This window comes from Acidisoma cellulosilyticum (assembly GCF_020621385.1).
GTDB classification, from domain to species: Bacteria; Pseudomonadota; Alphaproteobacteria; order Acetobacterales; family Acetobacteraceae; genus Acidisoma; species Acidisoma cellulosilyticum.
The window spans coordinates 174,153-193,072 of sequence record NZ_JAESVA010000006.1 but is presented as its reverse complement, the minus strand read 5'-3'; the positions used below and the strand labels follow the sequence as shown (position 1 = coordinate 193,072).

The window sequence follows — 18,920 nt, the reverse complement described above, 5'->3', positions numbered from 1 at the left end:
GGAACAGCGCTCTAGCTACGCCGAAAGGGGCTGGCTGTGCCCGCAACAAGTTTGACCAGGTCAGCCTGGCGGCTTGTGCCGGTCTTGAGAAAGATTGATTTCAGATGTGAACGCACGGTGGCGCTGGTCAGGCCCATGACCGCGGCAATCTGCGGCACGCCGCCGAATTCGACGATGCCGGCCACGACCGCGATCTCACGCGGGGTCAAGCCGTAATGCGATTTCAACACGGTCGCGGAAGCCGGGCTATCGAATTGCAGCTCTCGAACGAAGAGCGCTGCAACGGCGCGATAGGGGCCGGCGATCGTCTGCCGCGATCCGTTCACCAGCGAGATAACGGTGCCGACCAGGGTTTTTCCTTTGGCGGCGGCGAAAATGATGGAAATACCATCAGTGCCGAGCGCATCATCACCATTGCCCGCCTGTATCAGAACCTGATCCAGAAGGTCGCGCGCCTGTAGATTGCCGGGGCGGAGCCTGCCGCCGATGATCGCGGCCGCGTCGGGCCTATCGGCCAGCAAGGATTGTGCCCCGCGATTGCTATGGAGAACGGCAGCCTGACCGTCCAACAGGAAAATCGCTCCGTCCAACGCGTCGAGCGTATCGGACAATGTCGAAGCCGCGAGCTTCTCCCGGTTGAGACTGCGGCCGATGGTTGCAGCCCTGCGGACATGGGGCCCGATCAGCTCCAGCCTGTGGCGGACGTCTTCGTCCGCGATGCCTTGTTGGCGGCTGCGCGCGACGGACAGCACGGTGATGGTGGTGGCTGTCGCTTCCAGAACCACGACCGCCAGATCAACCATCTGGCGCTGCGACAGAAATTCCTTGACGAAGCGGCTTCTGGCATATTCCGCTGGCTCCATGAGGTCCGAGGTCAATATGACCTTTCCGGCCTGGACCTGTCCGAAGGTCGCGAGCCGCATGGGATTGAGCAGAAGATAGGTTTCAAGATAGCTACGGACCCAGTCCGGGTCCGTAAAGGATATGTAAAAAGCGCTTTTTGTCGTCTCAATCGCATCTTCGAGAATCAGGATGCCGCGCGCGGCACCGACGAAATCGGTGATATCGGCGAGAACATCCGACCAAGTATCGGGATTGATGACCGTGTCGTAAATAGCGCCGATCAAGGTTGACAAAGTTTGCAAACGCGGCTGCGCCGGCTGTTCGTCGGACGCTTTCAAGCTCCAGGGATCCAAGCGGCCTTTTACCTTTTGCCTTGTCGTCGGATGATGAGCCGGCGGCGCGTGAGCATCTATAATGATCAATCATTAATGATACCAGCCACAAGAATTTGATCCGATTCGGCATCCGTTGACTGCATCTGCTTTGCGGGATCTTGCGTGCCGCTGGCCGACCGTCTTCCGATCGACGTTCCGGCGGTGGCGAGGGACCTGGCGCGTCCGTCCGGCCCCGCGCGCTGCCTTGACCATCGAGAGAAGGGGGCTAAGGCCGCTGGGCTATCGGGCCGACATTTGCGGGCCGCATGCGCTGAGGATGCCTGCCTGTAACGGCTATCGCGTCAATCCTGTGCGATAGGGGAGGCGGAACAGGTGCCTCCGCCCTACGGTTTTCAGGTCGAGGCAGCTTCCGCCCGTTTGGCGCGCTTTTCCCGCGCCGCCTGAATGGGCCGCATTCGGCTGATCGATTTCACCACACTATGGCTGGTCAAGCGATGGAACGATGGGGCTGCTCCCCCTTGAAGACCGCTTGCGTGCGATTGGTCGCGCCGATGGTCTGCATAATGGCACGGACATGCACCTTCACCGTCGATTGGCTCATCTGCAGTTCATGGGCGATCAATTTGTTTGGCTTGCCTTGCCTGAGCAACTGAAAAACCTCCGCCTGACGAGCCGTGAGGCGATCGATCGTTTTCCCTGCTTTTCGCGGCTCCTTATGCTGCGCCGAGGCCTGTGCGTAGAATTCCTTCGGCACAAAGGTTCCACCGGTCGCGGCGAAGGATATCGCAGCAGGCATCATTTTGAATTCGGACTCCACCGTCGATACAAATCCGCAGATGCCGAATTGCAGAACCTCTCTAAAAAACGGGACCAGATCCGACAATTTTTCATCCGAGACAACGAGAATAGGGACGGAGTGGGACGCTATCGCCTTGATCGCGTCTCTCGTCAGCTGTTCAGTTTTGTGATGGGAGAACAAAACGATGAGTTGCGTTTCGGTGCCGATCGAGCTCACGGCTTCCTCGATCGTCGGAAAAGGATGGATAGCAACGCCCTGACCCAGCGATTGCAGAAGGGCCTGGCTTAGGCCGCCACGAAACAAGGGCAATTCATCGACTAATGCGATATTGGTCAGCGGATGGCTGCTATCCTGGTCTTTGGTAAGGCTCTCAGGGACTAAGCTTGGCGATTGCTCAGCTAGCCGGTTCGACAGATTATTCATAAAACATCCTCCGAGGGTCGAGCTCAGGCCGTTTAGCGATCAGTGGATTAGGTGAAGGCCGAAATTCGCATAAAAATATTAAGCCCAAAGAGACTTATTTTAGGTTAAGTACAACCATCGGGAGTCGGCATTTCAGGCTAAATAATTAAGAGCGACCATCGGGATGTTTATTTGATCAAGCGAATAGCCGCGTGCAATCCTTTAGCATCACCGGTTGCCAATCGGTCGTTTGATGGAAAATCAAAGTGATATCGCTGCCGGATGGGATAAAACCCGCCCTGATGTTGAAATTTTTATTGTTTTGCCGCCTGGGCGTCAAAGCCAGATCAGGATTAGGATAAGGCTTTGCTGCAAGCGATCTGGGCTAAGGCGGAAAGCCTCTCCGGCGGCGGCGGCGAACAAATCGGCTCGCGATCGTCCTGCGAAAGGCATGCGGCGGTCGCTTGCCGTCGTTTAGACCAGGTCTTTGCCGTTAAGCGACAGAGCAGACGACCGAGCTCTGTCATTGTCCTCGGGTGAATCCGTGACGGGAACGGCCGGTTGCTGCAGGCGATATCGGCTCCACCTGCCCTTGACTTGGCCTTGACTGGATTTAGCCGCCGTTTTGCCGATCGACCTCAATGCGCAGATAACGCAAAGCCTCGATCGCAGCCTGGGTGCGGTTCGTCGCGCCGAGTTTGTGCATGACATTTCGGACATGAATTTTAGTGGTCGAAGGGCTGAGGTTCAGGGCATGCGCTATCAGCTTATTAGGCTTGCCTTGTCTGATCAGCCCAAGAACCTCTGTTTCCCGGGGTGTCAGCAGCGGTCGCTCCCGCGGCCTTGTACCATCGGGTTTTTCTATCTTTGTATCGGCAACAAAAAAATCTTTTGGCATGAAGGTCCCCCCCGATCTGACGAAGGCGAGCGAGGATAGGAGCATCTTCACGGAAGTCTCACGCGCGTAGATGAAGCCGGATACATTATGTCGCATGATCGCGGCTATGGCATCGATCGACAGACGAACCGCATCGGACAGGATGATGAGGGGTATTGCAGGGGGAATGCTGAGTACCAAGGTCCTCAATTCTTCCAAGTCAATCGAATCGGCTCCCTGAGCGTGATAGACCACAAGATCCAAGAGCCCTTGTGCTTTGTCAGGCAAGTTTTGGGGCGAATCAAAGGTTGTTATAACGAATCTTGTGTCGATCCGGGATATTAGCTCCTTCAGGCAGTCTCTGGTCAGGGAAGGATCCGCGATCCAGCCGACCGATATAGTGCTGGCATTGCTGGCCTTGTCGGCTGACCCTATTCGGTAGGAATCGGGCTCGGTTCCGGAAACTTCCTCATCCAATGGCGTATTATCCATTCTTATTGTTCCTGAATAATGATCGATTAGAATTTCACTCTGTCCGAGTGCGTTGGATAGTATCTTGGACAAATGACATTACCTTGTCATCACAAAATAAATGTCATTTCTTTACCGTTACCGATGGCATTGTCACTTGCTGGAGAAGCCCAACCATAGGATTTAGGCCTAGCCAAGGAACTAGGCCCAGAATCCTTCCAAAGAGATAGGTGGAACCGGTCGATTTTCCGTGTCGCTGCGTCAGATCTAAAACAAGACTAAGCTTTTTCTGGAAATTGCGCTTTTCCCTGAAAGTTGCTTAGCGCTTTTTATAGGTGATCCTGTCGATTACCCCTGTCATGGCTTGCCAATAGGGCAAGGGCGCAGACCGCGCCGGTTCAAGCAGGATGAACCGGGCAATTATGCAGGGAATGATGGATTGTTCAGATCCGCTTGATATCGCAGCGGAGGAGGCAGGGCGTTTAGGAACAACCCCTGCCTCCCGGGCTTTAGCGTGCTGTCACCATCCGGTCTAGCTGCGCTCGGGCTAGGCCCAAGCCACGATGATGATGCCGCCGATGACAAGCAGCGTGCCGAGGATTTTTTGCGGGCTAAGACTTTCGCCGAATAGGACAAAGCCGAGAAAAGCGGTCAGGGCGATGCCGAGGCCGATAAAGGGATAGGCCTGGGACAGGTCGACACGCCGCAATACGCCAAGCCAAATCAGCGTGCCGATGCCGTAAAGCGTCAGGCCGAGTATGACGCCGGGCGTGAGGAGCGTCTGGCTGAGGGAGGTCAGAAGACCGGCCTTGGCCAAGCCCGACGGCCCGGCGCTGCCGACGCCAAATTTGAACGCGGCTTGCGCCAATGCCGAGAGGGAGACGCTGAGCAGGATGAGGCCGAGTGTGCCGAGCGTCATCAGGGTGCGATCCCCAGCCGGTTCAGAGGCAGACCGAGGGCCGCACCGATGACGACGAGGAGCACGAGCGCGATGACGATCCAGGAAACCCAGTCACGCGCCGCATAGACGATCGGGTCATCATGCATATGGCCGCGCGTGGTGGAGAGCCAAAGGCGGCATTGCCAGAACAAGGTCAGCGGGATGATGAACCACAGCAGTTGCGGCGTTCCGTAATGCAGCATGGCCTCATCGCTGCGGACGAAAAGCGCCAGAACGATGCTAGAGGCAAAGGAGGATGCGCAGCCGAAACTGATCAGCATCTGCAAATCACTGGACAGATAGCCGCGCCTTGCGGCTTTTCCGGCCCCGCCCAGACGCAGGACGCCTTCCATCTCGCCGGCGCGCTTGACCAGTGCCAGGGAGAGGAACAGAAAGCCCGAAAAGGCCAAAAGCCAGAGAGAGACGTCGTATCCGGTCGCGACGCCGCCGCCCAGCATGCGGATGGTGTAAAGCGTGGCCAATAGAAAGACGTCGAGTATCGGGAATTCCTTGAGTGCCAAAGAATAGGCGATGGATATTGCAGCATAAATTAAAATAACCGCCTCACCTCCGACTAAAAAAGCGAGAGAAAGGCCAGTAATGCCGCAGAATGCTGCGAGTATGAACCCTGTCGGCAGGCTGAGCCGTCCGCTTGCGAAAGGACGCCGGCATTTGCGCGGATGCCGGCGGTCGGCGGATAGATCGGCGATATCGTTCAGCAGATAGATACAGGACGCCGTGGCGCAGAAGGACAGGAACATGGCAATGGCATGAAGCCAGGTCAGCGGATCTTCCACCGCATGCGCCATGACCATCGGCACGAAGACGAGAACGTTCTTGCACCATTGATGCGGCCGCATGGCCTTTAAAGCATAGCGAAAGACAGAAGGGCGGTCGGCAAATCGGAGATCGCTGCCCGGCAAGGCCTTGGCCTTCGCCTTGACGGCGGTACCCGCATTGACGACGAGCGCGCGCCGTGCCTGAGCCCAGACCGCGAGATCGGCCCGATCATTGCCGGCATAGTCGAAACCGCCCTTGCCGAAATAATCGACAAGAATCCGCGCCTTCGCTTCACCTTTGAGATTGGTCCTGCCATCCGAGCTTAGAACGAGATCGAATAGTCCCAGATGCTCGGCCACGGCGCGGGCTAGTCTCTCATCGGCCGCCGTCACCAGAACCAAGCGAGTGCCCAGCGATTTTTGCTCCGCCAGATAGGCGAGCAAGGCCTCATTATAGGGAAGTATCGTGACATCGACATTTTCCAACTCTGCCAGACGCCGCTTCAACAGCGCGCGATCAGGCGTGAGCAGGCTTGGCAGTTTTTGGAAGGTCTGTCCGTTCATCAGAGTGGACACCAGGCCCTCGACAAGCAGATCGGTTCTCACCAAAGTCCCGTCAAGATCGACACAAAGCGGGATCGAGCCCTGTGATGAAGCGAGCGTTGCGGGAGTGTTTTGGCCAGGCAAAGCTGCCCCTTCGGCAGCGTCAGGCAAGTCCAGCATTGCCCTGAATTCTCCTGTTTGGCAGTAAGCGCGGCGGCCATCCTGCGACGGCGACCGGCTCCGCGCTTGTTCCGACATCTGTCTTGAACAAATGTGCCGATTTCAAAACAAAAATTCTATAATCACTCTGTCCCGATATTCCGGTCTGGCACTCAAAATTTCCGGGAAATATCTAATCATAAAGATAGGATACTTAGGGTTGGACTAAGTCCTTAACCCTATCTTCGCCTGGGCCGGGCGAAGGGCTCTCGCTCTGCGCGGTCGAAGCCGCGGAGAAAGGCGCGGGTGACAGGGTCTGGCGAATTATGCCGTCAAAGCGCAGCGCGATCGCCTCAATGGCGAAATGCCGCTCCGCATAGGCGCGACCGGATTGCCCGAATCGCTGACGGCTGGCATCGTCGCGATGAAGCGCCTGGGCGCTTTCCAGGAAGCCGCTTGCATCCTGCGGTGTCACCGTCAGTCCGGCGCCGCTTTCTTCCATAATGACCGTCGCAAGATTATCGCCGGGTGCCGAGAGCAGGATCGGTCTACCCGCACAAAGATAATTCAAAAGCTTGGAGGGAACGGCAAACTCCCCCGCATCCTCCTCAAGAATTGCCAAGAGCACATCGGCCGTGGCGAGAACCTCCGGCAGCTCCTCGGCAGGCTGCAGGGGCAGAAGGGTCAGGTTGCGGCGCGGGCTTTGCCTTTGCAGCTCAGCCAGTCGCTGCGCATTGATCCCGGCCGCGACGACGACAATTTGAACCGCCTCATTCTGCGCATAAGCGTCGCACAAGGCGAGCAGCAATTGAGGATCATGCTTCAGCGCGAGCGTGCCCGTATACATGAAGACAAATTGTCCGGACAGCCCCATCTTTCGGCGCCAGGCATTGTCCCGCGCGCCAGGGGTGATCAGCGCAACCGATCCCCAGTTGCGCACGACATGAACCCGGTTCGAGGTCTTCAGGCCGGGCGGCAGATAGCGCAAAAACCCCGGGCTGATGAGGATGATGGCGTCACTGCCTGTCATGATCTTGATCTCGCTCGCGCGATAGCAATAAGCAATGACGCGTCCGGCCCCGAACCAGCGCCGCGCGAGCAGTTTCTGCATCGCCAATCCGTAGAAGTCCTGGACCCAAAAGATGAATTTGGCACGGCGCCGATGTGCGGTCGCACGCAGGATGCGTTGAACGTCCAGAGGGGCGTTGCCGGACAATACGACATCCGGCTTGAAGGCCGCGATGCTGCGCGCCGCGGCATGCGCATAAAGCTGGTCGCATATAAAGCGCCGCAGCATGCTGTCTTTCGAATAGGCGAGCGGAATGCGGATCGGCTCTACCGAGAAACCGGCCGGGTCCTCGGCGCGGACCCTTCTATCGCCCTTGGGACCCGGATCATCCGCGAAATAGAAGTGACGGACGTCATGGCCCAGGCGCGCGAGCGCCCGCGACAGGTCGAACTGAAACGGATGGCCGGCATAGTCATGGATGGCGACACGCATAACCGCTCTCCTCATGAGAGTGTACTGAGCCAAGCTGGGCCTCGCGTCTTTATGTCGGCAGGACGCGCCTGGTCATCCGCCGTCTTCGGTCTAGTTCCATCTATCTACTCGCCAAACAGGAAGTCGGGTCATTATGGTTTGTGCGTTGAGGATAGAGCCATTGAGTCCTTTGGGTTAGCTGATCCAGCTGGGTTCTTAAATCGATCCCTTGTATTGAAAGAGCAACCGTTGCGATTTCGTTGCTTTTGACTGAGGCATGGGCGGCCGGTTGCAAGCTTGCCAATCTGACCAAAACAAATCTGGAGAATGAACGGATGACGAAGTCTGTCCTGGTATGTGGTGCGGGTGGATTCATCGGCGGCCATCTGGTCCGGCGGCTGCTGGAGGAAGGATGCTGGGTCCGTGGCGTGGACAGCAAGCGCCATGAATACGCGTCACATCTGGCGACGGAATTCATGGTCGGGGATCTTTGCGACCAGCAATTCGTGGCCAAGGTCGTCGATCGTGACTATGACGAAGTCTATCAGCTTGCGGCCGATATGGGCGGTGCGGGCTATATTTTTTCGGGCGAGAATGACGCTGCCATTATGCAGAATTCCGCATCGATCAATCTCAATATGCTCGACGCCTGCCATCGGCGGACGATCGGCCGGATCTTCTATTCCTCCTCGGCCTGCATCTATCCGGCTTACAATCAGACCGATCCGGACAATCCGAATTGTGCCGAGGACTCGGCCTATCCGGCGGCGCCCGACAGCGAATATGGATGGGAAAAGCTGTTCAGCGAGCGTCTGTATATGGCGTATCGCCATAACTACGGCATGGATGTGCATGTGGCGCGCTATCACAATATCTTTGGACCCGAAGGCACCTGGACGGGCGGGCGGGAGAAGGCACCGGCCGCCATCTGCCGGAAGATCGCCATGGCAGCGGCCGAAGACGAAATCGAAGTCTGGGGCGACGGTTGCCAGACGCGGTCCTTCCTCTATGTCGATGAATGTATCGAAGGCACGCTGCGACTGATGCGCTCCGGCAGTTGTGGTCCGCTCAATATCGGTTCGGACGAGATGGTCACGATCAATCAGATGGTCGATCTGGTGGCCGATATCGCCGGCAAAAAGATCCATAAACGTCATATCCCTGGGCCGCTTGGTGTGCGCGGTCGCAATTCCGACAATCGGCTGATCCGGGAAACACTGGATTGGGCACCGAGCGACTCCCTGCGCGCCGGCCTCGAGAAAACCTATGCCTGGGTCTCTCAGCAGGTGGAACAGTCTTTTGCGGCGGTGGAACGGGTTGCTTGATCAAGATGGGTGAGAGCGTTTCCTGTTCGTCTAGGCTAACAGGTGCCGCTTTGTTTTGCGAAAATCTTCACCCGGTCAGATGAGTCCATCTGACCGGGATCAGCTCTAAGGCCCGGACAGGGTTCCTATTCCTTGACCGTCAGGCTTGCCGGCTCACCCGAGCCCTTGTCTGGCGTGTCATCAACATGAGGATGAAAGGCGTGGATCTGCGTGCCATTCTTCAAATCGTTTTGCCACGCAAACGGGCGATTTTATTCGCGGGTCTGGTCTTCGCTCTTCTTGCTTTCTTCCTGTCAGAGATGATGCCGATCCGCTACGGCAGTACCGGCCTTCTCATGCTTGACGCGCCCAAAGACCAAGCTACCGAGACGATGACGCGCATGACCGATATCGACGTGCTGCTGTCGCCGTCGCTTCTGGCTGATGTCGCCACCCTGCCTGCGCTCTATCGGAGCCAGGATCTGGTTCCAGCCCTGAGGCTGCCTTGGGCGCTGATGGGACAACTGCCGGCGACCCTGTTCGGCTATAAGACCGGGATCAGTCTCGGCGGCAGCGGCGACAGCGGCAGCAGTCTGGGGCCGCGTTCGCGGGGCGGCGCCAGCAGCCATATTGACGGCATTGTCGGCTATCTCCGCGCCAATCTGAAGGTGACGGGCGACGCGGATAGCCGGGTCATCGCGATCCGCCTGGCTGCCGGCAATGCCGGGCTGGCGGCGATGGTCGTCAATGACCTCATGGCGCGCTATATTGCGACGGATTACGAGGCCAGACGCACCGCCATCACCGCCCCGCAGGCTTGGCTCAAGGCGCAGGCCGCGGCGGCCGCGCAGGATGCTGCGGCGGCGGATGCCGCTGTCCTGGCCTTCCGCCATGGCCATGGCGTCTTTGCCTCGGCCCAGGGATCCTATGCCGATATCACCCTCAGCCGGGAATGGGATTTGCTGTCTGCCGCCAAGCAGCAACTTTCGGAAGCGGAGCTGTCCCAAAACCTCATCAAATCCGGCTTCGACGATGCATCCGCTTTGTCGCCCCAGGTGCAAAGCTTGCGAGAGCATCTGATCGAAATGTCGCAGAGGCTGGCGGCAGTGCAGGCGTCGGCGGGGGCAGCGAATATCGACCAGCAGGCGCTGCAGAACCAGATCCAGACGCTACGCCGCCAGATGGCGGTGGCGAGCGGCAAGGCGCTCGGCTCGGTCGGCGAGCGGGTGGCCGTCGCGCAGGCGCGTGTCGATGCGCTGCAGGCTGAGGTTGACAAGGCGGGAGTCGCCGCGGCAGGCGTCGCGGAAAATCAGTTTCAGCTGCAACAGCTTTTGACCTCTGCGCAGAACAAACACGCGATCTACGACAATGTGCTGGCGCGCCTGCATGATGTGGAGCTTGCCGCCAGTCAGCTCAACCGCGCGCAGATTGTCTCGCCGGCGACAGTCGCACTCCACCCGGAAGCAACCCGCACCGCGCTTTGCGTGATCCTGGGTTTCGTCATGGGTTGCATTCTTGCCATGACCTTCTTTGTGCAGCGTCAACTTTTCAAGGCTCTCATCGGATCGGTGGACGATTTGACGGATTTGCTGCGCGTTCCCAATCTCGGCTGTCTGCCGATCATCGGTTCAAGACGCGGCACGCTGGCGCGATTGGCTCTCGATCATCCGCATGGGGCGATTGCCGAAACCTTGCGCGGCATTCGCTTGCGTCTGCAAGACTCCGCGCCAGGACCAGGTGGCAGCGTCATACTCGTCACCTCGGCGGAACGGGGGGAGGGGAAGACAAGCGTGGCCGCGGCCGTCGCGCTGCGGGCCGCCGGGGATAGTTTGCGTGTCTTGCTGATCGAGGGCGATCTGCATCGGCCGTCCTTGGCCGAGGATTTGAAGATGGGCAAGGGGTTGCACGGTTTGGAGGCGGCAGTCTCAGGCAAGCTGCACCGGGAGAGCTTTCTGGAAATCCATGCGGAAACAAAGCTGCATTGCCTCTTTGCGCGCGGTGCCGCGCCGAATGCCATCACCTTCCTGGATAGCCGGGGCTTTCGCCGGCTCGTGGAGGATGCGCGGTCGGTCTATGATCTTGTCGTCATCGATGGGCCGCCCCTGCTGCGCGTGCCGGACCCCCTGGTTCTGTCGCGACTGGCGGATCGGATCATCTGGGTCGTCAGAGCGGAGCGGACACCGCAGCGGATTATTGTCGAAGCCTTGAAACGCTTGCCGGCCGACCGTCGGGCGCTGGTGGCGACGATCATCACGGGCGCACCAAAGCGCCTGCTGACGGGCATGGGTTTTTATGCAGGCTATAGCGGTCGCCGCCCGTTACCGGCGCTTCCGGATCGATCCGATACCGCCTGGAGCGAGACAGGTCCCAGATAACGCCAGCGACGGGCGCCGATATTCAGAGCGTTCGGGCGCCCGGTCTGCGGTCTTGCCGGTCAGATCGACGTTGGCGGACGGGATGTCTGAGATACTGCTGAAACCTGCACGATACTGAGTCTAGAGAAAAGAAATACTGTCCGTCGGGCAATTCCGCTCGAAGGAATATTGCCCTAGCAATCCAGAGAAACACAGATGTCTGCGTCCGGGATCCCAGTGGCGACAGCCGATATTGGTGCGGTGACCGAGGGCGGAACGCTTGTCGCCAGCGGTAATATATTAACCAACGATACGGATCCGGCGGGCTTGCCTTTGACGGTGACGAATGTCGGGTCAACCGCGATCACCAATACGACGACGATCACCGGGGTCTACGGCAAGCTGATCATTCAACCGAATGGCAGCTACACCTATACGCTGGCGAGCGCGCAAGCCAATGTCCTGTCGCTGGCCAATGGTCAGCAGGTCAGCGACGTTTTCACCTATACGATTTCGGACGGCAATACCTATACGCAGACGGTGACGCAGGTTGAGCAGAATCTGATCACGCAGTCTGAGGCTTTCGACAATGCCATCTGGATTAAATTCGCGACATCGGGTGCCAGCCCAACGGTCCAAGCGAATGTCGCGGCCGGTCCCTCGGGCGGCGCGGCGACCGCCGATAAGGTGACCCTCGGGTCCGCCGGTTCGGGGCTTTATACGACGACCGGTGTCAGCGGCGCCTATACGTTCAGCGTCTATGTCAAGCTCGTCAGCGGCAGCGGCATCTTCAGCTTCAATTACTGGGATGCCTCGACCGGTGCCGACCATCTGGTGACCGCGACGGCGACGGCGACCTGGACGAGATTGAGCTGGACCTTCACGGGTGACGGCAACGCCAATTCCAATGTCGCGCTGATGCTGACGGCCGCCCAGGCCGCCGGGGGCGTTCTGGAATTCTGGGGTGCGCAGCTCAATGCCGGCACCGCGCCGCTGACCTATGTGGCGACCACGGGCACCGCCGTGAATACGACGGTGCCGGTGACCACCCCGATCACCATCAGCTCAACCCTGACGGTGACGGTGACGGGTAATGGATCCTACACGCCGCCGACGGCTTCGGCCGATACCACGGCCTTGACCGAGGGGGCGACCGGGGCCGCCAAGGGCAATGTTCTGACGAACGATACCGGCTCGCCGCTGACGGTCACCAGTGTCAACGGCAAGACGATCAGCGGCGCGACGACGATTGTCGGCACCTATGGCACCCTGGTCATTCAGGCGAACGGAAGTTACAGCTATACGCTGACTAATAATGAGGCGAGCGTTCTGGCGCTGGCCAATGGCCAGGTGGCGACGGATGTCTTCACCTATGCGATGACCGACGGTATCAGCACGACGCAGACGGTGACGCTGGTTCAGCAGAATCTGATCGCCCAGTCTGAGGCATTCGACAATGCGATCTGGACCAAGGTGACCGCTGTCGGCATTCCGCCGATGATCGTGCAAGCCAATGTGGCTGTCGGTCCGAATGGCGGCGCGGCGACGGCCGATCAGGCGAATATCGACGGGCCGGGCGCCAGTCTGTCGATCTTTTCCGCCGTATCGGGGCAATATACGTTCAGCGTCTGGATAAGGCTGGTGCAAGGGAACGGAGAATTCTCCCTGGCCTATGCCGGCGCCGTCGCTGGCATTTCCGTCACGCAGGAATTTGTCGCGAATTCCACCTGGCAACGCTTTTCCATTACGTTTTCGGGGGATGGCAGCGCGGCCTCCTCCCTCGCGATCATGCATGGCCTGGATCAGACGGACGACGGCGTCTTTCAGCTCTGGGGCGCGCAGGTCAATAGCGGGTCGACACCCGCCACCTATGTCGCGACAACCGGGAGCATCATCAATACCACGGGGCCCGTCACCTCCCCCCTCGGCAGCACGCTGACCGTCACCTTGACCGGTGCGACACCCGTCGCGACGGCGGACAATGGCGCGGTGGTGGTCGGCGGCACGACAATCGCGAGCGGCAATCTTCTATCGAACGATACCACCCCGACCGGGACAGTGCTGTCGGTCGCGAGCGTCGACGGCTTGGCCATTACCGCGACCACCACGATCGCCGGACTCTACGGCAATCTGATCATTCAGCCGAATGGCAGTTACACGTACAGCCTGAACGCGGCGCTGCCGCTGACCGCGGATTTGCTGTTCGGCGAGATCGAGCAGGATTCCTTCGCCTATACGCTGAGCGACGGCCTGACCTATAACCAGCCGGGTCCTATCATAGACGAAAATCTCATCACCCAGTCGGAGGCGTTCAACGCCGCGCCTTGGACGAGTTTCGGCACAGCGCCGACCATCACGGCCAATGCGGCGGTCGGTCCCTTGGGCGGCAAGACAGCCACGGCCGACAAGGTCAAGCTGTCCGCGGCATCCTCGGGGCTGTACTATCCGACGACCGTGGCGGGCGACTATACGTTCAGCGTCTGGGTGAAGCTGGTCAGCGGATCCGGTGCCTTCAGCTTCAACTTCTATAGTGGCTCTGCCAATATCGATTATCTGCAGTCAGCGACGGCGACGACCAGCTGGCAGCGGTTGAGCTTCACCTTCACCGGTGACGGCAATGCAAATTCCAATATTGCGCTGATGCATAGCAGCACGCAGAGCACGACAGGGACTTTCGAGTTTTTCGGTGGGCAGCTCAATCCCGGAACGGTGGCGGGCGATTATCTTGCCACGACCGGCACGGCCGTCAGCGCCAATGACTATGCGACTGGCACCGCGACCTTCGGCGCCGCGCTGACGGTCAATGTCACCGGCGCCAGTGGCGCTGCCAATACGCTCAATCTGCAGAGCGACTCCAAAGGCGTCGTGGTCAATCTCGCGACCGATCAATGGTCGCAGGCATTATCGATCATGCCCTTCGGCGATTCGATCACGCATGGCTGGACAGCGAATGATTGGGCGATTCAGGGCAGCACGACGGACCAGGGCTATCGTGGTCCCTTATGGCAATCCTTCATCGCCGCCGGCGCGCTGGTGAACTTCGTCGGCGATCAAAGCGACGGGCCATCGACCTTGCTTGATCCGGAGAATGCCGGCTATCCCGGCGATACGACGGGGCAATTGCTGGAACGGCTGCCCAATCTGCTGGCGGAACAGAATCCGCAGGCCATTCTGCTTCTCGCGGGCACCAATGATTTGCTGCAGTTTGTGCCGCAGGCGACGATCATCGCCAATCTGAACAAAATGCTTCTGCTCATTCAAGCCTCCAACCCGGCGACCCATGTCTATGTCTCCGAATTGCCGCCGAATACCGGTGTCAGCACGGTGCCGGCCCTGAATACGGCGATCGATGCGATGGTGCAGCAAGCCATTGCCGCCGGGCTGAATGTCAGCCTTGTCAGCCAGAGCAATTTCCCGTCCTCGGATCTGATCTTTGACGGGACGCATCCCACCGATGCGGGCTATGCCCTTTTGGCGCAAAATTGGTATGCGGCGATCCTGGCCAAGCAACCCTTATCGGGCGGCACGCCTGGCGGTTCGATTGCGACCATCTCACCGGCAACGCTGAATGCCGTGGGCGGAGCCGGGAATGACCTGCTGATTGGCAATAGCGGAAACAATATTCTCAGCGGTGGTGCCGGCAACGATGTCTTTATCGGCGGTGGAGGCAACGATATTTTCGTCGGCGGTTCGGGTGCAGATGAATTCGACATCAAACCGGTTGCGGGCTCGATCACCATCGCCGATTTTACCCCGTCGCAAGGCGATTTTCTGGCCTGGGACAATATTCCCGGTCTGACGAGCCTGGCCATTCTCGGTAGCCATGTCACGCAATCGGCCGGGTCATCCTTGGTCGATCTGTCATCTTTCGGCGTGAGCCTGACGGTCAATCTTGCCGGCTACACCGGCAGCCTTAGCAATAGCATATTCCTGACGGGGACCGCCACGTCATGAGGCTGGCTTTCGTGACTGCAGCCTGAGCGCGTCACGTGTGATGCGCTTGAGGGGACCCGTCGGTCGCATCAGCCGGCGGCGCAGACTGGCGGTGCTTTGGTGCCGCAGCAGTTCCGCGAGCCGGAGCGGCTCATAGAGCACCGGGTAGCGGTTATGGGGCAAGGCCGCGAAACGGTTGAGCGCCGCGGATTGCGATGGCCCGGCGATCGCTGTCTGGAGCGTCGCGCGGAGCTTGCCCTTTTCCGTCGCCCACCAATCGCCGATATGGGTCTGCAACTGCGCGAGGCTATGCTTGTCGGCGTAAAGCGTTTCGGCAAAAAGCCGCGCTTTGCGCCAGCTGGCGAAGGTCGGGACCGGATGATCGCCGAGCAGCGTACGGTAATAGTCGAGACTGGGTCGGCGCTCGATCAAAGGGATGCATCCCAGTTCCAGGCTTTCATAGAGCCGCCAAGTCTCCAATATGACATTCCCCATGGGGCAAGGCGAAAAGACCGTGTCGCTGAGGATGGCGTCGAATTCGGCTTTGCTGAGCTTGCGCCCCGCCGCATCGTCAATGGAGGCGGTGCGGGTAAAGAGATTATCGCCGAACCCCTCCATCGCCGCCGCCATATCGATGCGCGAGGCCTTGATCTCACCCGTGAAGGACCAGGCATAGCGGCGCTCCTTCGCCGGTTTGCTATCCCCGCTGCGGCGCGTGCCGTTCGAATAGCCGAAGGGCAAGGACAGAATGCCCGGCCCTGTCGTCAGATAGGTGCGGAAATTGCGCAGTACGAGGTCGAAATGCCGATACAGGGCATTGCCGCCCGAGAAATATTCATCGCTGGCGTGAAAGAGGATGAGGGTCTTGCAGCGGCTTCTGCATTGCGCGAAATAGGATTCATACTGCGGCAGCGGCTTCCAATTGCTGCTCACGACATGGATCGTATTGTCATCGAAGCATGAGCAATCAAGGTCGAGCGCTTCCTGGTCAATGAGGGTTCCCAATAGGTCCCTGATCCAATCGGCTTCGAGAAGATTATTCGCGTGCCAGACCAGTTTCATCCTGAACTCCTGCGGACCCTCCGGATTGGGCAAAGGTGCGACAAGCTGCAATGAGACGGATCGGGCGTCTATAATCCCTTCGCTAGTGACTGCCCTGGCGGGGAGAGGCAGATCTTTAAGAAAGGCCAGGAAATAAGAGAGAGGACGCTAAGCATAAGGGTCAGTGTTCCGAGGCAAGAGCTAATGCTAGACAAGGATTTCTCGCCAGGCCGCTCGGCCGGGCAATCCGGTCCTTTGCGGCGGTGAAGATTGAAGATTTTTCTGCAATTCTTCTCGATCACGCTCGGCACGCAGCTTTGTCTGGCCGTCAATCAGTTGATTCTTCTCCCCTTGCAATTGCGCGTCTGGGGGCAGACGGAAACGGCTTATTGGCTCGTCATCCTGGCGATCGCGAATCTTTGTAGCGTGAGCGATGTCGGTTTGCGTAGCATCGGGCATGCCCAGTTGCTCTCCGGCACGCGTCAGGCAGATCCGGCGGGGGCGGCGTATTTCCGTCAGATCTGGGCGCTGACGCGCGGCATCATGCTGGCCTTCACGGCGGTCGTCATCATGGGGGCCGCTTTACCCATCATCCGCGGCAGCGCGGCCTTCCAGTTTTGGCCTTTCGCCCTGATCGTTACCCTGTCGCTGGATACGCTTCTCATCGTACGCGGCTATTGGCTGGATACGCTCGGGAATTTCCGCCTTGTCGAGGGGCTTTTTCTGAGCATGGTGGCCTGCCGCAATGCCTTGTCGGTGGTGGCGCTTCTCGTTTTCCACGGCGGGCCTGCGGCGCTCGCCTATGTCATGCTCGGCACGGGGGTCGCCGCCGTCGTGGCGCAGGCTTGGCTATTGCGACAGCCAAGGTCGCTCGGCCTTTTCATATCGGGTTGGCCTGACATCGGTTGGCGTATCGGCCGGGTGATTCCCCTGGCGATTGCCGATCCGGCAGCGACCTGGATCCGTTTCAGTCTTCCGGTCATGATTTTGGCGAGCATGGCGAGCCCGGCGACGCTTACGACCTTCGTCGCGATGCGCGCCTTGTTCAGTCTGGGGCGCCAGGTCATCAGCCAGCTGAGCCGCTTCGCCTCTATCCGCTATGCCGAGCTTGTCTCGCGCGACGCCGATCAGGCGGATGCGATCATGGGCGGTTTTATTCTGCTCGCGACCTTGGTGGCCAGCGCGGTGTCCTGCGTCATCATCGCCGATCACGGACGTCTGCTGGCGCTTTGGTTGAATGGCGGCGACCCCAGGCTTGAACCCTGGATCGCGCTCTCCTTCGCAATCGGTGCGGCCGGGAACGCCTTTCAGGTGATTTCCGCGACGCAGATGCGCACCGGCAAAATCAGGCGGGTCGCCCTATGCCAATATATCTATATCACGGCCAGTCTTTTGGCCGCGGCCCTCGGTTACTGGTCCGGCTCGACCTTGGTCTATCTCGCTTTGCTGGCGGCGCAGGAAGTGCTGATCGGGGTCGTTTTCATGGCCTGCCTGCGGGGACGGCTGTTGTGGGTCAATGGCGGCGCCTTCCTGGTGGCTCTGGTCGCCATCGCGCTGTTCTGGCTGGCAGCCAATCTCGGTCTGGGCTGGATATTCGAGCAGCATTCCCTGACTGCGGTGATTGATTGCCTGCTGTTCGGCGGCATCTGCCTTGCCGTCGTGATCCTGGCCTATGCGGCGATCTATGAGGTGGTTTTTGGTCTGCCGAAGCTAAGGCAGCGTCGGCCATGAGCCAGAAGCGGAGGGCGTCCTTGGCAAGATGGATAGCGGCAGGCCTTGCGGCCTTTGCTTTTGGTCTGCCGGCCTGCGCGGGCGCCCAGCCGATCGGCTATAGGCTGGTCTTTCACGACGATTTCGACAGCCTGTCATTGAGATCGGGCGGACCGAGCATGGAAGGGCTCAACAAGGGGACCGGCGTTTGGACGCCGCAGAACGAAGAAGGCTTCGGCTATGAATGGTTTGTGACGGAAAACCCCGCTAAATTCAGCCCATTTTCGGTTGAAAACTCTATTCTGACAATCTCCGCCGGCCCCATGCCGCGCTCCTCCGCCGCATCCTATCCGGCGCAGACGCGTGGCCGGCCGACCCATTTTGGCGGCGCCATCTCGACCTTCAACAGTTTCGCCATCGCGCCGCCCTTCTATGTCGAGGCGCGGATGAAGCTTTCCGACAATCCCGCAGCTTGGGCCGCGTTCTGGACCTTGGGGATAGACAAGGGCATCGGGCCGCCGAGCAATCGCTATGTGAAGCAGTGGGAGGATGATGTGATCGAGAGTTTCGGCAATGCCAAAACCTATTTCGCGTCGATTCACTGGAACGACCGGACGAGTAGCCCGAATGTCACGGCACCTTATATGCAGCGGACCTTCGGCATCGGGACGAACCTCGATCTTGCCGATCGGTTCAATAGATTTGGCTCTCTGGTGACGAAGACAGAGACGGTCTGGTATCTGAATGGACAGGAGGTCGCCAGGATCGCGCATCCTGCGGGTTCCGATGCGAACCAGCCGCAATTCCTCATTCTCGATCTGGCCTACGGCTTTCCCTGGGAGAAGGCTGCGGTCTATCCAGAACAGACGGCATCGATCGCGATCGACTATGTGCGCGTCTACGCGCCGTCCAAGCCGTGACGATCCCATCCACCTGCCGGATCTGCGTTG

At 59.2% G+C, this 18,920-nt stretch carries 12 protein-coding genes; 5 read left to right on the top strand and 7 right to left on the bottom strand.

Going from position 1 to position 18,920, the window contains the following annotated elements; all coding sequences use genetic code 11:
• Positions 1-11: 11 nt before the first annotated feature.
• The 6 genes from ACELLULO517_RS18355 to ACELLULO517_RS18330 form a co-directional block, all read right to left on the bottom strand.
• On the bottom strand, positions 12-1,181 hold the full coding sequence (locus tag ACELLULO517_RS18355) for a helix-turn-helix transcriptional regulator (RefSeq protein ID WP_227308873.1): 1,170 nt from the start codon (positions 1,179-1,181) through the stop codon (positions 12-14).
• A gap of 484 nt (positions 1,182-1,665) precedes the next feature.
• Entirely contained in the window at positions 1,666-2,400 is a 735-nt protein-coding gene (locus ACELLULO517_RS18350) for a response regulator transcription factor (protein WP_227308872.1), read from the bottom strand.
• 592 nt (positions 2,401-2,992) lie between these two features.
• Complete coding sequence (locus ACELLULO517_RS18345) at positions 2,993-3,748, bottom strand: helix-turn-helix transcriptional regulator (protein WP_227308871.1); 756 nt, start codon at positions 3,746-3,748, stop codon at positions 2,993-2,995.
• Between the two features lie 526 nt (positions 3,749-4,274).
• Complete coding sequence (locus tag ACELLULO517_RS18340) at positions 4,275-4,646, bottom strand: SMR family transporter (RefSeq protein ID WP_227308870.1); 372 nt, start codon at positions 4,644-4,646, stop codon at positions 4,275-4,277.
• On the bottom strand, positions 4,646-6,169 hold the full coding sequence (locus tag ACELLULO517_RS18335; protein WP_227308869.1) for a UbiA family prenyltransferase: 1,524 nt from the start codon (positions 6,167-6,169) through the stop codon (positions 4,646-4,648). Before ACELLULO517_RS18335 ends, ACELLULO517_RS18340 begins: the two co-directional genes overlap by 1 nt.
• 193 nt (positions 6,170-6,362) lie before the next feature.
• Complete coding sequence (locus ACELLULO517_RS18330) at positions 6,363-7,649, bottom strand: glycosyltransferase family 4 protein (RefSeq protein ID WP_227308868.1); 1,287 nt, start codon at positions 7,647-7,649, stop codon at positions 6,363-6,365.
• Positions 7,650-7,963: 314 nt separating this feature from the next.
• On the opposite strand from ACELLULO517_RS18330, the gene ACELLULO517_RS18325 reads away from it, so the two are divergent.
• From ACELLULO517_RS18325 to ACELLULO517_RS18315, 3 genes are all read left to right on the top strand, one after another.
• Positions 7,964-8,953 (top strand): NAD-dependent epimerase/dehydratase family protein, encoded by a 990-nt coding sequence (locus ACELLULO517_RS18325; protein WP_227308867.1) that lies wholly within the window; start codon positions 7,964-7,966, stop codon positions 8,951-8,953.
• Positions 8,954-9,153: 200 nt separating this feature from the next.
• A complete protein-coding gene (locus ACELLULO517_RS18320) occupies positions 9,154-11,307 on the top strand; it encodes a GumC family protein (RefSeq protein WP_227308866.1) in 2,154 nt (717 codons plus the stop codon).
• Positions 11,308-11,502: 195 nt separating this feature from the next.
• Entirely contained in the window at positions 11,503-15,240 is a 3,738-nt protein-coding gene (locus ACELLULO517_RS18315) for a phage head spike fiber domain-containing protein (protein ID WP_319796439.1), read from the top strand.
• On the opposite strand, the gene ACELLULO517_RS18305 is transcribed toward ACELLULO517_RS18315, so the two are convergent.
• Positions 15,235-16,281, bottom strand: coding sequence for a hypothetical protein (locus ACELLULO517_RS18305; protein WP_227308865.1), 1,047 nt, complete (start codon positions 16,279-16,281; stop codon positions 15,235-15,237). The two genes, ACELLULO517_RS18315 and ACELLULO517_RS18305, sit on opposite strands and share 6 nt — an antisense overlap.
• A 249-nt stretch (positions 16,282-16,530) precedes the next feature.
• On the opposite strand from ACELLULO517_RS18305, the gene ACELLULO517_RS18300 reads away from it, so the two are divergent.
• Positions 16,531-17,991, top strand: a complete 1,461-nt coding sequence (locus ACELLULO517_RS18300) for a hypothetical protein (RefSeq protein ID WP_227308864.1) — start codon at positions 16,531-16,533, stop codon at positions 17,989-17,991.
• 20 nt (positions 17,992-18,011) lie between these two features.
• Positions 18,012-18,890: a glycoside hydrolase family 16 protein gene (locus ACELLULO517_RS18295; protein ID WP_227308863.1), complete on the top strand. Its 879-nt coding sequence runs from the start codon at positions 18,012-18,014 to the stop codon at positions 18,888-18,890.
• Positions 18,891-18,920 lie beyond the last annotated feature (30 nt).